Raw genomic sequence first — 18,311 nt, forward strand, 5'->3', positions numbered from 1 at the left:
CCTAACCTGATCAGAACGTACACAGAACCATGCAATTCCCGGAATCCTGGCTGAGAACTTTTGTCGATCCGCAACTGACGACCGATGAACTGTCGCACGCGTTGACGATGGCGGGTCTCGAAGTCGAAGACCTGCGGCCGGCCGCGCCGCCGACCTCGAAGATCGTCGTCGGCCAGGTGCTGGAAGTCGTCAAGCACCCGGACGCGGACAAGCTCAACGTGTGTCAGGTCGACGCCGGCACGGGCGCGACGCTGAACATCGTGTGCGGTGCGCCGAACGTGGCGCCCGGCATCAAGGTGCCGGTCGCGCTGGTCGGCGCGCAACTGCCGCCGGCCGAAGAGGGCGGCACGCCGTTCGCGATCAAGCTCTCGAAGCTGCGCGGCGTGGAAAGCCAGGGCATGCTGTGCTCGGCACGCGAACTCAAGCTCTCCGAAGATCATAGCGGCCTGATGATCCTGCCGGAAGATACGCCGATCGGCCAGGACATCCGCGAAACGCTCAATCTCGACGACACCGTTTTCGAGATCAAGCTGACGCCGAATAAGGCGGACTGCCTGTCGGTGTTCGGCGTGGCGCGCGAGACCTCGGCCATCACCGGCGCGCCGCTGCGCCCGCTCGAGATCAAGCCGGTAGAGGTGACGCTCAACGAGACGCTGCCCGTCAAAATCTCGGCGCCCGATCTGTGCGGCCGTTTCTCGGGCCGCGTGATTCGTGGCGTGAATGCGCGCGCCAAATCGCCGCAATGGATGGTGGAGCGTCTGGAGCGTTCGGGGCAGCGCAGCATCTCCGCGCTCGTCGATATCTCGAACTATGTGATGCTCGAATTGGGCCGTCCGTCGCACGTGTTCGATCTGGACAAGATCCACGGCGGCATGGACGTGCGCTGGGGCCGTAAAGGCGAGACGCTCAAGCTGCTGAATGGCAACACGGTCGAACTCGATGAAACCGTCGGCGTGATCGCCGACGAGCAGCACATCGAAAGTCTCGCGGGCATCATGGGCGGCGACAGCACAGCGGTCACGCTCGACACCACCAACATCTATCTCGAAGCCGCTTTCTGGTGGCCCGACAGTATTCGCGGCCGCTCGCGCAAATACAACTTCTCGACCGATGCCGGCCATCGCTTCGAGCGCGGCGTCGACTATGCGACCACCGTCGACCATATCGAACGTATCACGCAACTGATCCTCGACATCTGCGGCGGCAAAGCCGGCCCGGTCGACGATCAGATCGTCAACGTGCCGAAGCGCGAGCCCGTGAAGATGCGTGTCTCGCGCGCGAATCGCATCATCGGCATCAAGATCGACGCCGACGAAATCGCGCAGATTTTCACGCGCCTCGGCCTGTCGTTCGAGCGCAGTGAAGATACGTTCTCGGTGATGCCGCCGTCGTATCGTTTCGATATCGAAATCGAAGAAGATCTGATCGAAGAAGTCGCGCGTATTTACGGCTTCGAGAAAATTCCGGCGCGTCCGCCGGTCGCGACCAGCGAGATGCGCGCGACCAACGAAACGCAGCGTTCGATCCACGTGATCCGTCACGCGCTCGCCGCGCGCGACTACGCGGAAACGGTGAACTTCAGTTTCGTCGATGCCGAGTGGGAGCAGGACTTCGCCGGCAACGACAAGCCGGTACGTCTGCTGAATCCGATTGCAAGCCAGTTGTCGGTGATGCGCACCACGCTGTTCGGCAGCCTGATCCACGTGTTGCGTACGAACCTGAACCGTCGTGCGGCGGATCGCGTACGCGTGTTCGAAGCCGGCCGCGTGTTCCTGCACGATCCGTCGATCAAGGCGGGTGAGCTAACGGTCGAAGGCTTCGCGCAGCCGAAGATGATCGGCGGCCTCGCGTACGGTCCCGCGCTCGAAGAGCAGTGGGGCGCGGCGACGCGCACGGTCGACTACTTCGACGTGAAGGGCGATCTGGAAGCCGTGCTCGCACCGGCAGTCGCGCGGTTCGTCAAAGCGGAACATCCGGCGCTGCATCCGGGACGCAGCTCGCGTATCGAACTGAATGGCCGCGCAGTCGGCTGGATTGGCGAATTGCATCCGCGCTGGATGCAAAAATATGATTTACCGCATGCGCCGATTCTGTTTGAAATCGAAGCGGAAGCATTAATGCAGCGCGTATTGCCCACTCCGTCGGAAGTGTCTAAATTCCAGCCGGTGCGTCGTGATATTGCCGTGGTCGTCGATCAGAAAATCGAGGTTCAGGCACTGCTGGACGAGCTTCAGAAGGCCCAGTCCGAACCCGCCTGCAAGACTGTTCAGAAGGTTGCGCTTTTCGACGAATTCCGTCCAAAATCAAACACTTCCGGTGGTCTGGCCGCTCACGAGAAAAGCCTTGCGTTCCGTGTGACCTTGCAAGATACTGGCGGAACCCTTCAGGATGAAACGGTCGATCTGGCCATTCAAACTCTGGTGGAACGTCTGGCTCGAGTATATGGCGCACGGTTGCGCGGATAACCCGCATTTAACAATTGCACGGCTGTTTCCGCATCCATTGTTTTCTGCTTGGCGCGCCATTTGATAGATATGAATGAAATGAACTCGAGTGATTTCGAAGCCCTTCTTACGGCGCAACGCAGCGCCATGATTCGCGAAATTCCGACATCACCCGCCGTCGTTTCCACTGAAACGCCGACGCTTACCAAGGCGGAACTTGCTGAGTTGCTGTTCGACAATGTCGGGCTCAACAAGCGGGAAGCGAAAGACATGGTCGAAGCGTTTTTCGAGGTGATCCGCGACGCGCTGGAGAGTGGCGACAGCGTGAAGCTGTCGGGGTTCGGCAACTTCCAGTTGCGCGACAAACCTCAGCGTCCCGGCAGAAACCCGAAGACCGGCGAGGCGATTCCGATCGCCGCGCGTCGCGTTGTGACGTTCCATGCAAGTCAAAAGCTGAAAGCGCTGGTGGAGAACGGCGCTGAGGCGAGCTTCACGCGCTAATCGACTGGCGCGTTCCTGCGCAACCCACCACGACGGCTAACTGACGATGACAGCGACGATCGAAAAAGTCGTCTTGCCTCCGATTCCGGCGAAGCGCTACTTCACGATTGGTGAGGTCAGCGAACTATGCGGCGTGAAACCGCATGTCTTGCGCTACTGGGAACAGGAGTTCACGCAGTTGAGGCCGGTCAAGCGGCGGGGCAATCGCCGGTATTACCAGCATCATGAGGTGCTGCTGATCCGGCGGATTCGTGAGTTGTTGTATGAGCAGGGCTTCACGATCAACGGCGCGCGCAACCGTCTCGATTCACATGGCGGCGGGGCGCACGGCGCTCCGGGCGATGTGGTCGAGGAGGGCGAAGGCGCAGCGCTGCCGGCGGCAACCACAGCCTCCGCCACGGTGGACGTCGAACAGTTGCGCAAGGAATTGCTGCACGTGATCGATTTGTTGGGGCACTAGTCGCTTTTGTTAGCAGAAGGCGGTTCTAATCGAATGAAGTGTCTGTTATAATTTTGTGCTGTTCGGGGCGTAGCGCAGCCTGGTAGCGTACCTGCATGGGGTGCAGGTGGTCGGAGGTTCAAATCCTCTCGCCCCGACCAAAGAAATCAAGGCCTTACAAGCAATGCTTGTGAGGCCTTTTTCGTTTGCGGTGGATTTTGCCCCCACGTTTGCCCCCACAGCACGGACGGCTCTCGCGGGAACAAACAGGAATTTTCGGCCGGGGCGAGGGGACGACCGCTCTCGTTGCACGCGAGCTTGAGGCTACTTTGCGTGCTCGTGTATCAAATGCGCGAGCTACGCACGCGGCAATCGGTTATAGCGAAAACGCGGTCTCATTCTGGCGGTGCGAGGGCTACCAGCCGTCCAAATGTAGGCCGGCGGAGCACCAGCCAATTCGCTTAGGATACCGGGAAAACTGCTGCACGGGCCGGTCGGTCTGCGTCGCTGTGACATCGCCGCAAAACCGTCGCCGAATCCTTGTGGCTGTTTTCTTGAGTGTCGCTAGGACGCGCCACTGGCATGTCCGATGAGGCGGTACTGGATACAACAATAAAAGGCGGGGCAACGCTTCGCGCCATTGTTAAAGTTGGCGCAATGCAGCATGGTGTCTCACTGTCGATTCAAACATTGCACGAGACCGTACTTGGCGCCTCGCAAGCTTGATTCGGCGATGTCAACTTGAAAGGGCCTGCTTACACGCTACCGAGACCGCTTATCTTGTGCCTGAGTTACTTGCCGATTCTATCGGCTCCCATTTCTCCGCTCTAAAAACAACAGCTTGGTCGAATGGCTTAAGCCGCAAAATAGCTGCCTCACGGCACGCTGTGCGCCGACGAGGCATGTTGACTTTGCCTGATCGCAAAAATACCGAAGTGAGGTTAGAACGTGTGCCGGATCGCCGCGCGAACGACAATCTGACTCGAGGACGACGACAGGTCCTGTGCACCGGGCACATATGCCTGATCCAGCGCCGATCCGGTTGCGTCGCCAGCGATCTTTTGAAACGCGCCCTGGACGTAGACATCGGTGCGCTTTGACAGGTTGTAATCCGCCATCAGGCCGACGGTGTGAATCTTCGGCCGTACGCTGCCTGTCGTTGCATGGTAGTTCTCCAGCGTATAGACGTATTGCGCACCTACAAAGAACGCCGGCGTGAACTGATATTTTCCGTTCAGTTCGAAATTCTGATACTTCAAGCTGGTCAACGTACCGCCTGCCAGTGCGCCCCTAGTCGGTTCGATGCTTTCCTGCGCGCTGAGGTAAGCGACATTCGCGACTGGATTGCTGATGTTCGTGTTGGTATAGACGAAACCAAGCGTCGCCGGGCCCATTGTGTAGTTGATCCCCGCGCCAAAGATGCGCAAGCGCTCCGATTGAAAGTTTGCGTCTGCTGCGACGGCCGAACCTGAACCGGCAATCGCGCCGCCGGAGGTCGATCCTGGATTGTCCGCGTTCAGATAGGCCGCAGCGATCAATAGGCCGCCGTACGTGTACTGTGCGCCAACGCTCAACTGCCGGTTGTTGGCGAAACCGGTGCTGTTGCTGAAGCTATACGCGCCACCGAACTGGAAACCGGCAATATCCGGGCTCGCATATTTGATCGTGTTGTTGACGCGGAACGTGTTATCCGTGTTGTCGTTGTCGAACGGATGCGATAGCAGATAGCCGCCCCAGTTGCCATTGGCTGTGGTCAGCGCAAGATAGTCGACCACCGAGTCATATTGGCGGCCGAGCGTCACCGTCCCGTACCGATCGTTCTCGATACCGACATATGCCTGGCGCCCAAACCCGAGGCCGCCTTGCGCGAGCTTGCCGGTGTTGACGTTGAAGCCGCTTTCGATCTGAAAGATCGTCTTGAGGCCGCCGCCCAGATCTTCGGCGCCTTTCAGTCCCCAGCGACTACCTTGTGCATAGCCGCTCGCCATTTCGTAAACGTGGCTTCCGCCAACGTTATTTGTGAAGTCGAGCCCCTCGTCAATCACACCGTACAGGGCTACGCTGCTCTGCGCCAATGCCGACGTTGCAAATGTTGACGCTATTGCGATAAAAACAAATTTATTATTCATTTCGCTATCCTGAATGTTTAAAGTTTTTTAATACTCGATTGCCATTGATCAACTCGACGATTTTCTGGAGTGGCAGTGCACCGTCATCCACCTCGTGGTTTCAGATACGCCAGAAGGCGTCGCTCAAGTTGCCGAAACATCCAGACCAGGGCGAAAGCGATCATTGCGTACAGCAGCGCGGCAATCCCAAAGGCCTCAAATGACGCATACGTTGCCGAATTGACATCACGGGTCACTTTCAGAATGTCTGGAATCGTGGCGGTGAACGCGAGCGTGGTGGAATGCAGCATCAGAATCGCTTCGTTGCCGTACATGGGTAACGCACGCCGCAGCGCCGAAGGCAGAATGATCCGCCGGTAGACGGTCAATGTGGACATACCGACCGCGAGCGCGGCTTCGATTTCTCCGTAGGCGGTCGCCCTGATCGATCCCGCAAAGATTTCGGTGGCGTAAGCGCACTCGTTCAACGCGAATGCCAGCAATGTGCAGTTCATCGCATGGCGAAAGAATGCGTCGAGCAACGCATGCGAATGCACGACATGCAAGCTGTACAGTCCCGTATAGCAGATCAGCAACTGGACGTAGAGCGGCGTTCCCCGAAACACGTAGGTGAACAGCCAGACCGGTATCGACAGGAATCGGTGGCGCGATGCACGGGCCACGGAGAGCGGCAACGCCAACATGAATCCGAGGCCGAGCGACGCCACGAGAAGCCACAACGTGACCGCGAGCCCAGTGAACTGAAAGCCGTCGGTGTACAGGTAGTTTTGCCAGTATTGGCGAACGATATCGATCATGTCGCCACGCGCCTCACACCCGCGGAATACCGTACTTCAAGCCGCCACAACACCACATTGGATAGCGTTGTGATTGCCAGATAGATCGCACCGGCCGCGATCGTGAACAGAAAAAAGTTCTGCGTCGACTTGCCGGCATCCTGCGAGGCCTTGACCACATCCGACAATCCGATGATCGACACCAGTGCAGTCGCCTTGACGATAACCTGCCAGTTGTTGCCGATGCCCGGCAACGCCAGTCGCATCATCTGTGGAAACATGATGCGGGTGAACACCTGCCAGCTGGACATGCCGAATGCCATGCCCGCTTCCAGCTGTCCCCTCGGCACGCCCATGAATGCGCCGCGGAATGTCTCGGTGAAGTACGCACCGTAGATGAAGCCAATCGTGACGACACCTGCGGTGAATGGATCGATATCCATCTGCTTGAAACCAAACGCGTCGGTGATGTGGTTTAGCGCGATCTGGATGCTATAGAAGAGCAGCAGCATCAGTACGAGATCCGGTACCGCCCTGATCAAGGTCGTGTATGCGACGCCGAGCCGGACAATGTAACGTCGACTGGACAGTCTGGCCGCTGCGCCGCAGAGTCCGAGGACGAACGAAACAAGTAGCGACAGCAGCGCAAGCTTGATCGTTTCGCAGGTGCCGGCGACGAGAGCCGGCCCGAAGCCTTCGAGTATCATTTTGTCTCCTGTCGTGGATGGCTCAGGCCGGCTTATTTCGCACCATAGATATCGAAGTCGAAATACTTCCGGTTGATCCGTGCATAGGTCCCGTTTGCCAGCACGGCAGCCAGTGCCTGATTGAACGCGTCGCGCAACGCGACGTCCTCCTTGCGAAGGCCAAGACCGTCGCCAAGACCGAAATACTTCGGATCGTCCAACGCCGGGCCGGCAAACTTGTAGTCCTTGCCCTCGGGCTTCTTCAGAAAGCCGTCACTCGCTTCGATCGATGCCTGAAATGCCGCATCGAGCCGTCCCGAGATCAGGTCCGTATAAACCTGATCCTGGTTCTGGTAAGAGACGATCTGCACGCCAGCCGGTTGCCACTGCGCTCGGGCGTAATCCTCCTGACTCGACCCCTGTTCGACGCCGACTCGTTTGCCCTTTAGCGAGGCGGCGGTCGGCAGCAGATCGGAGTCGCGCTGAACGACCAGACGGGCTGGCGCGTTGGAGATCTTGTTTGTGAACGCGATCTGCTGCATGCGCTTGGGCGTGATGGTCATCGACGACGAAATGGCATCGAACTTTCTCGCCAGCAGTCCGGGGATCATTCCGTCAAAGCTGGTTTCGACCCATACGCAGCGCGCGTGAAGTTCGGCACAGAGCGCATTGGCCATATCCACGCCAAAGCCGGTCAGCTTGCCGTCGGGTGTCTTGAACTCCAGCGGCGGGTACGTTGGATCCACCGCCAGCCGGATCTCCTTGCCGGACCAGTCGGCGGCACGAGTGCCGCCGGACACGGCTATCAAAGCAAACGAGATCGCTGCGAGTATTCTCTTCATGTGTTTCTCCTCACCGTCATTGTTGAACTAGTTGTGTTTCATGCGAACAGGTTGTGCCAGAAAGCGCTCGGTCAGCTTGACCCAATAGGTGGCGCCCACAGCCAGGCAGTCGTCGTTGAAGTCGTAGCCGGAGTGATGCAGCGCGCAACTGCGCTCACCGTCGCCATTGCCGATCACGAGGTAGCTGCCTGGACATTTTTCGAGCATGCATGCGAAGTCCTCGCTGGCCGTGAAGGGTTCGAGGTCGTGGATGATGGATTGGGTGCCGAGCCAGTCCGCGGCCACCTGGCGCGCGAAATCCGTTTCCGTAGCGTGATTGATCAGCACCGGATGACAACGGAAGTAGTCGATCTCCGCATGCGCTCCAAAACTTGCCGCCTGCCCGTGCACGAGTTCGTGAATTCGGCGTTCGAGCAGATCGCGCACGTCCGGCGCAAGCGCCCGCACGGTCAGCAGCATCTGCGCCGACGACGGAATCACATTCGACGCGACGCCCGCATGAATCGAACCGACGCTGATGATGGCCAGATCGCGCGGGCTTACGTTACGTGACACGATACTTTGCAGCGCCGTTACGATCGACGCGCACACGACGATCGGATCGACCGCCTTGTCCGGCACGGCACCGTGTCCACCACGACCCACCACGCGCACGGTGACGGTATCGGCAGACGCCATGAATGCGCCGCTAAAGAAGCCCAGATGGCCCGCCGGATAGCCGGGGACGTTGTGGAGCGCGAATACGCCGTCGCATGGAAAGCGTTCGAAGAGGCCGTCATCCATCATCTTTTGCGCGCCGCCAAGGCCTTCTTCCGCGGGTTGAAAAATCAGGTTCAGCGTGCCGGAGAAAGCGCGTGTTTCGGCCAGATACTTTGCTGCAGCCAACAAAGTGGCTGTATGCCCATCATGGCCGCATGCGTGCATGACGCCGTCGTTCCGGCTGGCATAGGGCAAGCCCGTCGTCTCGTGAATGGGAAGCGCGTCCATATCGGCGCGCAATCCGAGGGACGGCCCATGTCCATTCTTTAACGTGCCCACCACACCGGTTTTACCCACGGCGCGCGTAACCTGATAGCCCCATTTGTGCAGGCATTCGGCGACCAGTTCGCTGGTGGCGAGTTCCTGAAGGCCGAGTTCGGGATACGCGTGAATGCGGCGACGCAAGCCGATCATTTCCTCTTGAATGGCGGTGATACCGGGCAAAACGAAGTCTTGAATCATCGATGAAGTCCTTTGAAGAGCGGACAGATCCGGGCGTCGCGCCCGGCCGTTTGGGCTTCGGGCGCCGCAACTGTCTGCACTGATCGGAATGCTATTCAGCTAAATTTCGGGAGTGAAGCCGCAGTTTTGTTATGCTGACAACCATTTGTTGTCGGGGTAGTTTCGTGAAGATTCATCAATTGCAGGCGTTAGTCGCGAGTGCGGAAGCGGGCAGCATCAGGGCGGCGGCGCGGTCGTTGGGGATTTCTCAGGCCGCTGTCACGCGCTCGCTGCGCGAGCTCGAAGCCACTGAGCAATTGCCGCTGCTGATACGCGCACCTGAAGGAATCAGCTTTACCGAATATGGCAAGGCATTGTTGACGCACGCGCGACTGGTCCTAAACCAGTTGGAACACGCGCAGAACGACCTGGCACGATTGCGCGGTCGGGTGGAGGGAAGGCTGAGTGTTGGCGTGACGCCGTGGATCACGTTGACGTTTCTGGCCGAGACGGTATTGCTGTTTCGCAAGCGAATGCCTGATATTCAGCTGGAAATTTTCGAGAGTCTGATGGCTGTCGCGCAGCCGCTGTTGCGTGCCGGTGACATGGACTTCGTGATCGGGCAGTTGCATCCGTCTACTGCCAGCCAGGAGTTTTCCTGCGAACCGATTTTGAACTACGAGACGGCCGTGATGGTTCGTCGAGGACATCCGCGTCGGAACTGCCGGTCGATCCACGATTTACTGGATCAGGACTGGGCACTGAATTTCGCGCCAGACGGCCAGGACGCGCTAATCGACTATCTGTTCACACGGCACGGTGCGCAGATCGACGCGAACCGTGTTGTGCGGGCTCATTCGCTAGGGACACTGCAGATGCTGGTTGAGCGTGCCGATATGTGCACGTGGTGTCCAACCGTTCTCCAGACGACTCCCCTGTTTCAAGGCCAGATGGTGGCGCCAGCGCTGAAAGAGAAGTTCGATTCGCGACAACTGAGCATTGTCACGCGTCGAAACAGCACGCTCGGCGGCGCGGCCCGTTGCTTTATCGAGTGTCTCGTGCAAGTGATCCGCAAGCATGCACGATCGGCGAAGAAAGAAGACGTCGCGTTATTTGACACCTTGATTCTGCTCGTTTGACCGTCAAGCCGGCGTCGCACACGTGTCCGCGACGCTTGTCGCAAGGTAGATTCGGCCGACCTTCCTTTCCAGGAAGCCGACTGTCAGACCTTGCGGACGAATGTCCGGCTTGATGTGCGCCGTGAAATGGCTGCGCTTTCCGTTGGGCGGAAGTCCCGCCGAAAAGGCGCGCGCGGTCTATCGGAAGGAGCACGCGTTCATTCGCCGCGTAGTGGTGCATGCGCTCCAGTGCGGACTTTAACTGCGCCACTGCTACGGGTTGCTGAGCAACCGCCTGCGCGAACCCCGGCTTGCCGAATGCCGGCGCCTTCGTGGCAAGGCGGCACCTTGCAAAGCCCGGATTGCGCGCGAGCTCGACTTCCGGGGCCGCTACGCGCCGCCCCCCATGTCCCGCTGGCTCCGTTGCATGCTCGCGGCCATGGCTGTATCGAGTCGATTTTTGTGCCCAGCACGACCGACCCGCCGATCGCTGCGCCCGTATGCTCCGCCCCGAGTTGGACCACAACACTTTCTCGAGCTTCAGCTTTGAGTGCCGCACTTCATAGCCACCGTCGTTACCGCGATGAAGCAATGCTCACGGCCGCTGCCAGCCGAGAGGGGTAGGTCAGATAATTTCGTAGCAAAGCGGGAACCGTATAGGGACATGACCACGTACACGGTAAGCGAGTCGCTTCTGCTTAGCTAAAAATCCTCTGCAGACCAGACATTGTTCAATCGGTCCATTCCTGTAGCAATGCCATCGCGCGCTGCGCGAGCGGAGAATGATAAGTCTCCTTTCGAAACACGACACCAATGTGCCGGCGCAAGTCGAGTTCGCTTGTGTCGAGGTTGAGCGCGCGCAATCCTTCTAGCGCATCGAACGATTCCGTGCCCGCGACGCAGAGCATCGCCGTGCCGCGCAGCAGATGCAACAGCGAGGTGCTGCCGAAGTCGGTTTCTACGCGCAGCTTTGGCGCGTCGAGACCAAGCCTGGCGAAGGCCGCGTCCACCTGCTGACGAAGGGGGATGGTCGGCCCCGGTAGCAGCCATTCCTGATCCGCCAGGTCGGCCAGACGCAGATTGCGCTTGCGGTGCAGCGGATGCGACTCATCGGCGAGCACGGACAGGCTATCGCGAAAGAGTTCGACGAACGACAGTTCGTTTGCATCCGGTTTCGGCTCTGGCGCGACGATCAGGTCGAGCTCACCCGCAATGAGTAAATCGACAAGGTCGCGCGCAAGCCGGCGCCTCAGTCGCAGGCGTGCAGCCGGTCGTTCCTTCAGCAACTGGCGACATGCGCCCAGAACGAGCGCCGCCGGCACCGTCGGAGAATAGCCAAGACTCAGCACGCCCTGTTCGCCGCTGCGGATCGCGTGCATTTCCTTCAGCGCGTCCTCGTATTCCAGTGCGATCCGGCGCGCACGCGCGAGGAATAGCGAACCCGCCTGAGTAGGCGCGACACCATTCGCCGTGCGCTGGAACAACGCGAGGCCGGTCTGCGCCTCGACACGCTGAATGGCTTTCGTGAGCGCCGGCTGGCTCATGCCCAGCGCCTCCGCGGCCTTGCCGATGCCGCCGTGCTCTTCTACCGCAAGCAGGTAATCCAGATCCCGCGTCTCCATGATCATTCCTGTTGGCTATGGCTTTATAGCCAACGCCGCATTGTGGTGATGACATGCATCTTACAGACTAGCGCCAGCATTGATAAAGGAGACACCGATTGGGCTTTGCTTACTTTCTGCGCCGCGCCGCGCGTTATTGGGGCGACGATGCTGCGGTTATTCATCGTAACCGCGAGTTGACGTACCGCCAGCTCGACGAGCGCTCGACCTTGCTGGCGAATGCACTGCTCGGTCTGGGGCTCGCGAAAAGCGACCGGGTTGCGGTTCAGGCCCGCAACTGCACGGAGCTGGTGGAAATCGAATGCGCGCTGTACAAGGCAGGGCTCGTCAAGGCGGCGCTGAATCCGCGCTTCACGGCGCACGAAGCGGCTGACGTCGTCGAGAATTGCGCGCCGCGCGTCATGATCGCAGGCGAGGGATTCACGGCTTACGATCGTGCGTCGCCCGGGTTCGGTTCGGTGGAGTCGTTCATTTCGCTCGGCGTTCCCGCAAACGGGTACACCAGTTACGAAACACTGATCTCGCGTGCCAGCCCGCATTTACCCGAGGTCGCGTTGTCGTCCGACGATCTTGCCGTGCTGCACTTTTCCTCCGGCTCGACCGGCAAGATCAAGGCAGCCATGCAGACCTACGGCAACCGCCTCGCGTCGCTGCGCAAGATTCTGCTGGGCATGGATTGCCCTGCGAAACCAGGCGACCGGCTCGCGCTGATCGGTCCGGTCACCCACGCGTCCGGCATGCTGATGCAGCCTTACCTGTATTCGGGCGCCACGCTCGTCCTGTTCGACACCTTCGAGCCCGCGCACTTTCTGCGGGAAATCGAGCGGCTGCGGATCACACACGTGTTCATGGTGCCCGCGATGATCAATATGCTGCTCAACGATCCCGCGCTGGACACGGCCGATCTGACGAGCCTGAAGATGCTCGGCTACGGTGCGGCGCCAATGACGCCGGCGCGTATTCAGGAAGCGTGGACGCGGATCGGTCCGGTGCTGTCGCAAGGTTACGGCGCGAGCGAGTCGACCTCGGGCGTCACACGTCTTTCCATCGCCGATCATGCCGACGCGATTGCACATCGCCCGGAGCGGCTTGCATCGTGTGGCCGGCCCACGGGCGAGACAGAAGTGCTCGTCGTTGACGAACGCGGCCGCGAAGTCACCGGGGACGCGATGGGCGAAATCGTCATTCGCGGCGCAGACGTGTTTCAAGGCTACTGGGGGGCGCCGGAACTCACGCGCGAAGTGCTCGTCGACGGCTGGCTGCGGACCGGCGATCTCGCACGCGTCGACGAAGAAGGCTACATCTACCTCGTCGATCGTCAGAAAGACATGATCATTTCTGGCGGCTTCAACGTCTATCCGACCGAAGTCGAGGCCTCGCTCTATCAGCATCCGGACATCATGGAAGCGTGCGTGATTGGCGTTCCCGATGAGAAGTGGGGAGAAAGCGTGAAGGCCGTCGTCGTGCTGAAGAGCGGACGCAACACGGTCGCGGACGAGATCATCGCCCATTGCCGCGCGCGGCTCGCTGACTACAAGCTCCCCCGTACCGTGAACTTCGTTGCCGATCTGCCCAAGAACGCGAGCGGAAAGATCGCCCGCAAGCTGGTTCGCGAGCAGTACTGGCAGGGCGTCTCGCGTCGAGTCAATTGAAGAGGAAGGCTATGTTCGATTACCTGAATAGTCCGGCGTTCGTCGAAACCCGCGAGGGCATTCGCCGCTTCGTCACGGAAGAACTGCAGCCGATGGAGCAGGAGCTCGGTCTCGGCAGCGAGGACGTCTGGCCGCGCGAGACGCTGCGCCGCGTATGGCGCCGCTCCGCCGCACTCGGTTTCTACGCGGCATGCCTGCCCGTCCAGATGGGCGGCAAGGGGCTCTCGATTCTCGAGCAGTGCGCGCTCAAGGCGGACCTTGCCGCATCGGGTTCCGCGCTCGCGCCGCATGTGCTCGGCGACCTGGGTGGTCCGCCGCGGGTCGGCAACATGCTTAAGTACGCGAGCGCGGATCAACTCGCGCGATATTTCGACCCGGTGATTCGCGGCGAGAAGTCGACCTGCTTCGCGTTGACCGAACCGCACTCCGGTTCGGATGCGCAGAGCATTTCCACCACGGCGGTCGTGGACGGTGACGAGCTGGTGATCAATGGCGTCAAGCATTACATCAGTGGCGCACCGTTCGCCGACTTCGCAATCGTCATGTGCGTGACCGACGCAACGACCACGCCGCCTGCCATCACCGCGGTGCTCATTGATCTCGATCTGCCTGGCGTGACGGTGGAGCAGCAATACGTGCCGATGTCGGGACAGCACATCGATGCGGACATCCGCTTTGCCGACGTGCGCGTGCCGCGTGCGAACGTATTCGGCGGCGAGGGCAACGGGTTCAAGCTCGGCATGTCGCGCATCAACGTCAACCGGCTGTTGCATTGTCCGACGATGCTCGGCCTCGCTACGACAGCCTATGAAGCGTCGCTCGATTACGCCCGCACGCGCCGGCAGTTCGGCGGCCCGATCGCACGATTTCAGGCGATCCAGCACATGCTCGCCGATATGGCCGCGGCGTTATGGGCATGCGAAAGCATGATCGCGCAAACGGCTGTGCTCGCCGATGCCGGCGCCGATCTGCGCATGAAGGCGGCAGCCTGCAAGCTGTTCGTGTCGGAACGCTGCTTCGAAATCGCGGACAAGGCCGTGCAGATTCACGGCAACGTCGGGGTCACGCGCCACCATCCGATCGAGCAGACGTTCCGCAAACTGCGCATGTTTCGGGTCTTCACCGGCACGAGCGAGATTCAGCGCAATACGATCGCCCGCGTGATTCTCGACCCTGCCGGCACAGCGGCATGACCGGCCGGCACAGTACGCGTGATACACGCCGCACCTACGCCGCACCTATTGCAAGGAAACGATGCAGATGAAACCGGACTGGTCATGCCTGAACGGCGTCAAGATTGTCGATCTGAGTCAGTTGTTGCCCGGGCCGCACGCCACTTCAATGCTGATGCAATTGGGCGCGGACGTCGTCAAGGTCGAACCGCCGGGCACGGGCGATCCGGCGCGGCAACTTGGAAGTGCGGTTTTCGCGCAGCTCAACCGCGGCAAGCGCTCGGTCGCGCTTGATCTGAAGAGTGCCGCGGGCAAGGCGACGTTTCTCGATCTGATCCGGGGCGCGGATGCGGTCGTCGAAGGCTTCCGGCCTGGCGTCATGCAGCGGCTCGGACTCGACTACGCCACGCTCGCCGAGGTGAACACGCGCATCGTCATGTGCTCGATATCGGGGTTCGGGCAGACCGGACCGTATTCGGCGCTGCCCGGTCACGATCTCAACTATCTGGCGCTCGGCGGCTTCTGGTCGATACCGGTTCAGGTCAACGACCGTGTCGCACGTCCACGGGTTCGCCTCGCGGACTACGCCGCGGCAAGTCATGCCGCGCTCGCGATGGCCGTGGCGGTTCTCAGTGCACGTCAAACCGGCCGTGGTCAGCATCTCGACGTGTCGATTCATGACTGCGTGATGGCGTGGACGGCACCCGCCGCGTGGACGTCGCGTGACTATGCGAAGGAGCCTCTGGCATCGCCGACGGTCATGCCCGAGAACGACATTTTTAAAACCCAGGATGGGCGGCATCTCGCACTGGGCATTCTGGAAAACAAGTTCTGGCTGACCCTGCGCGAAGCACTCGGAGCCGACTACCCCGCGCTGATGGATGATCGGTTCGCGTCGCGTCTTGGCAGACAGCAGTTCAAGCGCGAGGTCAACGCGCTGCTCGCGGACATGTTCTCGGCGCGCACGCTTGTCGAGTGGCTCGAAACGCTGAGGGCTTTCGATCTGCCGGTTTCACCGCTGCTTGACGCACACGAGCTGTTTCTCGACCCGCACGTGCGCGCACGCGGTATGGTCCGCGAACTCGCTCACGACGGATCCATGGCGGTGCGCTTTCCCGTGAAGTTCTCCGCAGGTCTGCCCGACGCAGGCGACACCATCCCGCTGCTCGGTCAGCACGACGGCTGAGGCGACGGAATACCAGGGACGCAAAGACGTTCCGACCATCATGGAGACAAACCGAATGGCAACCGAACAAAGCGAGTATCGGCCCTGGCGAGCGTGGTCCATCGCGATCATGCTGGCCTTGATGATGCTCGTGAACTTTCTGGACAAGGTCGTGCTCGGCCTCGTATCCGTCCCGATGATGCGCGAGCTTCATCTGTCGCCCACGCAGTTCGGGCTGATCGGTGGCAGCCTCAACTGGTTGTTCTCGATCTCGGCAGTGCTCGGCGGGCTCGCGGCAAATCGTGCGTCGACAAAATGGCTGTTGCTGCTGATGGCCGGCACCTGGACCGCGCTGCAACTGCCGATGCTCGTTGCCGGCTCGATCTGGAGCGTAATCGCGTGCCGCGTCCTGCTCGGCGCGGGCGAAGGACCCGCATCGCCGGTTGCCGTGCATGCGCTCTACAAGTGGTTTCCCGACGCAAAGCGCAACCTGCCCGTCGCGGTACTTCACCAGGGGAGCGCGCTCGGCCTGCTGGTGGCTGGCCTGAGCATTCCGGCTATTACCGCCCATTGGGGTTGGCGAGCCAATTTTCTGGTGCTGTCCGCACTTGGCGGCCTCTGGTGCGTCGCGTGGCTTGTGTTCGGCGCCGAAGGGAAACTGTCGAGTCCGGTGCGATCGGACCGCACCGCGCGTGTTCCGTACGCGCTGCTGCTGACGGACCGAACGGTCCTGGGCGTTTTCGCAGGGCATTTCGCTGCCAACTGGATTCTCGCGATGACGCTCACCTGGACGCCGACCTGGCTACAGCTTGGGATGGGCTACTCGCCGCAGGTGGCGGGCAGGATGTTCGCGTTGTTCGTCGCGATCACCGCGCCGCTGAGTCTGTGCCTGGCCTGGCTGTCCCAGCGCCTGCTGACGCGTGGCGTACCGTCGCGGGTTGGGCGCGGCGGCTTCCTGACGGTGACGCTCATCGTGGCGGGAGCACTGCTTGCCTCACTGGCGTGGCCGGGCCTCCCGCCGATGCTCAGGTTTGTCTTGCTGACGCTCGGCAGCGGCATGACGCTCGTGACGTACTCGATTGGACCGGCCATGCTCGGCGAAGTGACGCCCGATTCACAGCGGGGCGGCATTCTCGCGCTAAGCAACGGCTTTTCGTCACTCGCCGGACTCGCCGCGCCGATCGTGACCGGCTTGCTGATCGAGGGCGCGGGCCGATCGACTGCGGTTGGGTTCGAAGAGGCGAGCGTCGCGAGCGGCGTGGTGCTGCTTGGGTGCGGCCTGCTTTGCGCTTTCTGCCTCGACCCGCAGCGCTCGCAACGCCGCCTCGCATTCGGTACTACACGAGCGCCGGGGGAAATCAATCTGGTTGAACGGGGCTGACTGCACCAGAAAGACTGTTTTTCATCGCGTGCCCTGGCATGTGCGGCGGTTCTTTGTTTTGTTAGTTATCCATAAGAATGTATAAAATAATCAAGGAGACATATGAAGAAGGTCTTGTATGCGGCGTTGATGGGCGTGCTTTCCGGTGCGGCGTGCGCGCAATCGAGCGTCACGCTGTATGGCGACATTGGTGGAGGCTTCCGATGGACGAACGGCGCCAAGGGCGGTAGCGTAGTCGGCTTCAATAACAATATCATTGCCGGCAACCAGTTCGGCATCACCGGCAAAGAGGACCTGGGCGACGGTCTTAAGGCAATCTTCAAACTCGAGGGCGCATTCAATAGTGGCACCGGCGCGCTGAAGACCTCAGGTACGCTGTTCTCACAGGCAGCATTTGTTGGGTTGACCGGCGATTTTGGGCGTTTGACATTCGGCAGGCAACTGAACGCCAACGAAGACTTTGGCATTCTCATCGATCCTGCCGGCGGCCGAGGTCAGTCCATCGCAATCGAACCCGGTGTGGTGTACAGCGCGAGTTATTTCACACTCGATTCGCGCTTCAATAACACCATCAAGTACCTGGGGCAGGTCGGCGGATTCCGCTTCGGCGCCAGCTATTCGCCTGGCGGCGTGGCTGGCAATTCGCACGCCGGTACGAACTTTTCCGGTGCCGCGATGTATCAATGGGGACCGGCACTTGGCGGCGTGTCCTATCAGAAGACCTACAACGCCGCCGCGACGCAGTGGGCGCAAACGTTCCAGACAGGCGGTACGCTGCAGATCGGGCAGGCGCGCCTTTACCTGAACTATGCCGACCTCACGGTCACTGGCACGGCTTCGAGCGCGCCCCGGCGTCGGGACAAGATTCCAGGCGGCGGCGTGGTTTGGGTGGTCACGCCGTCATTCCAGGTCACGGCGGCTTTCATCGACGACATCGCCAGCGATCTCGGCAACGTTCAGTCTGCCAGCGGCCACAAGATCACGACTTTTGCGATCGCCGAATATTTCCTTTCCAAGCAGACCGAGCTGTATGCGGAGGTGGATCGCAATGGCTTCTCGGGCGCCTATCGCTACGACCCTGCCAACATCACCGCCCTTGGTCTTAACCCTGGCGGCCATGGATTGACCGGCGTTTCAGTCGGCCTGATGACCCGTTTTTAGGCATTCACGGCGACGTGATGAGC

General features: G+C 60.4%; 15 protein-coding genes and 1 tRNA gene. 10 read left to right on the top strand and 6 right to left on the bottom strand.

The window, feature by feature from the left end; genetic code table 11:
• The first annotated feature begins 29 nt into the window (after window positions 1–29).
• The 4 genes from pheT to PQR42_RS16990 all read left to right on the top strand — a co-directional run bounded on the left by pheT (window position 30) and on the right by PQR42_RS16990 (window position 3,545).
• Window positions 30–2,465: a phenylalanine--tRNA ligase subunit beta gene (pheT, locus tag PQR42_RS16975; protein ID WP_408389806.1), complete on the top strand. Its 2,436-nt coding sequence runs from the start codon at window positions 30–32 to the stop codon at window positions 2,463–2,465.
• 69 nt (window positions 2,466–2,534) lie between these two features.
• Complete coding sequence (locus PQR42_RS16980) at window positions 2,535–2,945, top strand: integration host factor subunit alpha (RefSeq protein WP_012433735.1); 411 nt, start codon at window positions 2,535–2,537, stop codon at window positions 2,943–2,945.
• Window positions 2,946–2,991: 46 nt separating this feature from the next.
• A complete protein-coding gene (locus PQR42_RS16985) occupies window positions 2,992–3,405 on the top strand; it encodes a MerR family transcriptional regulator (RefSeq protein ID WP_408218175.1) in 414 nt (137 codons plus the stop codon).
• A gap of 63 nt (window positions 3,406–3,468) precedes the next feature.
• A tRNA-Pro gene (locus PQR42_RS16990) sits at window positions 3,469–3,545 on the top strand.
• A 780-nt stretch (window positions 3,546–4,325) separates the two neighbouring features.
• Here the strand turns inward: PQR42_RS16990 and PQR42_RS16995 are convergent.
• The 5 genes from PQR42_RS16995 to PQR42_RS17015 all read right to left on the bottom strand — a co-directional run bounded on the left by PQR42_RS16995 (window position 4,326) and on the right by PQR42_RS17015 (window position 9,038).
• Window positions 4,326–5,513 carry a porin gene (locus PQR42_RS16995; protein WP_408389808.1) on the bottom strand — a complete coding sequence of 396 codons (1,188 nt, stop codon included), beginning with the start codon at window positions 5,511–5,513 and terminating at the stop codon, window positions 4,326–4,328.
• 83 nt (window positions 5,514–5,596) lie between these two features.
• A complete protein-coding gene (locus tag PQR42_RS17000) occupies window positions 5,597–6,310 on the bottom strand; it encodes an ABC transporter permease (RefSeq protein WP_408389810.1) in 714 nt (237 codons plus the stop codon).
• On the bottom strand, window positions 6,307–6,996 hold the full coding sequence (locus tag PQR42_RS17005; RefSeq protein ID WP_408389812.1) for an ABC transporter permease: 690 nt from the start codon (window positions 6,994–6,996) through the stop codon (window positions 6,307–6,309). The genes PQR42_RS17000 and PQR42_RS17005 overlap by 4 nt, the downstream gene beginning before the upstream one ends.
• Window positions 6,997–7,028: 32 nt before the next feature.
• Window positions 7,029–7,817 carry an ABC transporter substrate-binding protein gene (locus PQR42_RS17010; protein ID WP_408389814.1) on the bottom strand — a complete coding sequence of 263 codons (789 nt, stop codon included), beginning with the start codon at window positions 7,815–7,817 and terminating at the stop codon, window positions 7,029–7,031.
• A 27-nt stretch (window positions 7,818–7,844) separates the two neighbouring features.
• Window positions 7,845–9,038: a M20 aminoacylase family protein gene (locus tag PQR42_RS17015; RefSeq protein ID WP_408389816.1), complete on the bottom strand. Its 1,194-nt coding sequence runs from the start codon at window positions 9,036–9,038 to the stop codon at window positions 7,845–7,847.
• 131 nt (window positions 9,039–9,169) lie between these two features.
• Here PQR42_RS17015 and PQR42_RS17020 point away from each other — a divergent pair, with 131 nt between their 5' ends.
• Window positions 9,170–10,156, top strand: a complete 987-nt coding sequence (locus PQR42_RS17020; RefSeq protein WP_408389818.1) for a LysR substrate-binding domain-containing protein — start codon at window positions 9,170–9,172, stop codon at window positions 10,154–10,156.
• A 710-nt stretch (window positions 10,157–10,866) separates the two neighbouring features.
• On the opposite strand, the gene PQR42_RS17025 is transcribed toward PQR42_RS17020, so the two are convergent.
• Entirely contained in the window at window positions 10,867–11,757 is an 891-nt protein-coding gene (locus PQR42_RS17025; protein WP_408389820.1) for a LysR family transcriptional regulator, read from the bottom strand.
• Between the two features lie 98 nt (window positions 11,758–11,855).
• On the opposite strand from PQR42_RS17025, the gene PQR42_RS17030 reads away from it, so the two are divergent.
• From PQR42_RS17030 to PQR42_RS17050, 5 genes are all read left to right on the top strand, one after another.
• On the top strand, window positions 11,856–13,409 hold the full coding sequence (locus PQR42_RS17030) for an AMP-binding protein (protein ID WP_408389822.1): 1,554 nt from the start codon (window positions 11,856–11,858) through the stop codon (window positions 13,407–13,409).
• Between the two features lie 11 nt (window positions 13,410–13,420).
• Window positions 13,421–14,602, top strand: a complete 1,182-nt coding sequence (locus PQR42_RS17035) for an acyl-CoA dehydrogenase family protein (protein WP_408389824.1) — start codon at window positions 13,421–13,423, stop codon at window positions 14,600–14,602.
• A 67-nt stretch (window positions 14,603–14,669) separates the two neighbouring features.
• A complete protein-coding gene (locus PQR42_RS17040; RefSeq protein ID WP_408389826.1) occupies window positions 14,670–15,767 on the top strand; it encodes a CaiB/BaiF CoA transferase family protein in 1,098 nt (365 codons plus the stop codon).
• Between the two features lie 55 nt (window positions 15,768–15,822).
• On the top strand, window positions 15,823–17,127 hold the full coding sequence (locus PQR42_RS17045) for an MFS transporter (RefSeq protein WP_408389828.1): 1,305 nt from the start codon (window positions 15,823–15,825) through the stop codon (window positions 17,125–17,127).
• 102 nt (window positions 17,128–17,229) lie between these two features.
• Window positions 17,230–18,288: a porin gene (locus tag PQR42_RS17050; protein WP_408493680.1), complete on the top strand. Its 1,059-nt coding sequence runs from the start codon at window positions 17,230–17,232 to the stop codon at window positions 18,286–18,288.
• Window positions 18,289–18,311 lie beyond the last annotated feature (23 nt).

The organism is Paraburkholderia sediminicola, from assembly GCF_046027355.1.
Lineage (GTDB): Bacteria > Pseudomonadota > Gammaproteobacteria > Burkholderiales > Burkholderiaceae > Paraburkholderia > Paraburkholderia sediminicola_B.

What these genes read in the sequence shown, in the direction of transcription:
- PQR42_RS16980 (WP_012433735.1), top strand. Translation starts at nt 2,535, where the DNA reads ATGAATGAAATGAACTCGAGTGATTTCGAAGCCCTTCTTACGGCGCAA.
- PQR42_RS17005 (WP_408389812.1), bottom strand. Translation starts at nt 6,996, where the DNA reads ATGATACTCGAAGGCTTCGGGCCGGCTCTCGTCGCCGGCACCTGCGAA.
- PQR42_RS17015 (WP_408389816.1), bottom strand. Translation starts at nt 9,038, where the DNA reads ATGATTCAAGACTTCGTTTTGCCCGGTATCACCGCCATTCAAGAGGAA.
- PQR42_RS17025 (WP_408389820.1), bottom strand. Translation starts at nt 11,757, where the DNA reads ATGGAGACGCGGGATCTGGATTACCTGCTTGCGGTAGAAGAGCACGGC.
- PQR42_RS16985 (WP_408218175.1), top strand. Translation starts at nt 2,992, where the DNA reads ATGACAGCGACGATCGAAAAAGTCGTCTTGCCTCCGATTCCGGCGAAG.
- PQR42_RS17000 (WP_408389810.1), bottom strand. Translation starts at nt 6,310, where the DNA reads ATGATCGATATCGTTCGCCAATACTGGCAAAACTACCTGTACACCGAC.
- PQR42_RS17045 (WP_408389828.1), top strand. Translation starts at nt 15,823, where the DNA reads ATGGCAACCGAACAAAGCGAGTATCGGCCCTGGCGAGCGTGGTCCATC.
- PQR42_RS17040 (WP_408389826.1), top strand. Translation starts at nt 14,670, where the DNA reads ATGAAACCGGACTGGTCATGCCTGAACGGCGTCAAGATTGTCGATCTG.
- PQR42_RS17035 (WP_408389824.1), top strand. Translation starts at nt 13,421, where the DNA reads ATGTTCGATTACCTGAATAGTCCGGCGTTCGTCGAAACCCGCGAGGGC.
- PQR42_RS17020 (WP_408389818.1), top strand. Translation starts at nt 9,170, where the DNA reads ATGCTGACAACCATTTGTTGTCGGGGTAGTTTCGTGAAGATTCATCAA.
- PQR42_RS17050 (WP_408493680.1), top strand. Translation starts at nt 17,230, where the DNA reads ATGAAGAAGGTCTTGTATGCGGCGTTGATGGGCGTGCTTTCCGGTGCG.
- pheT (WP_408389806.1), top strand. Translation starts at nt 30, where the DNA reads ATGCAATTCCCGGAATCCTGGCTGAGAACTTTTGTCGATCCGCAACTG.
- PQR42_RS17010 (WP_408389814.1), bottom strand. Translation starts at nt 7,817, where the DNA reads ATGAAGAGAATACTCGCAGCGATCTCGTTTGCTTTGATAGCCGTGTCC.
- PQR42_RS16995 (WP_408389808.1), bottom strand. Translation starts at nt 5,513, where the DNA reads ATGAATAATAAATTTGTTTTTATCGCAATAGCGTCAACATTTGCAACG.